Origin of the sequence: Limosilactobacillus reuteri subsp. simiae (assembly GCF_020784875.1) — a bacterium.
Taxonomy (GTDB): Bacteria; Bacillota; Bacilli; order Lactobacillales; family Lactobacillaceae; genus Limosilactobacillus; species Limosilactobacillus reuteri_H.
The window spans coordinates 1-337 of the sequence record NZ_JAJGUI010000071.1; the positions used below are offsets into that span (position 1 = coordinate 1).

At 35.6% G+C, this 337-nt stretch carries 1 protein-coding gene; it reads left to right on the forward strand.

Features of this window, described 5'->3' with window-relative positions:
• A partial coding sequence (locus LMC10_RS02060; protein WP_229268797.1) for a transposase occupies positions 1-337 on the forward strand: 337 nt, incomplete at both ends.

Sequence of the window (337 nt, forward strand, 5' to 3'; positions counted from 1 at the left end):
ATGTCCTTTATCTGTTGTGATGCTGAAACCCACCAAATTGTCACAAAGTTACAGGATCGTCTATCACCTACAATTATTGATTATTTTGAAAGTCGTTATTCAAAAGCCGAACGCGAATACGTTCAATCAGTTGTAATTGATTTAAATGCTCAATATCAAAGCTTTATCTATCGCCTTTTCCCTAATGCCAACATTATTATTGATCGCTTCCACCTTGTTCAATTAGCTGGTCGCGCTTTGGACAATTGTCGTATTTCTATCCTAAAACAACTCGATAAACAGAGCCGAGAATATAAAATTATGAAGTCACATTGGAAGCTATTCCATAAAAAAGCTG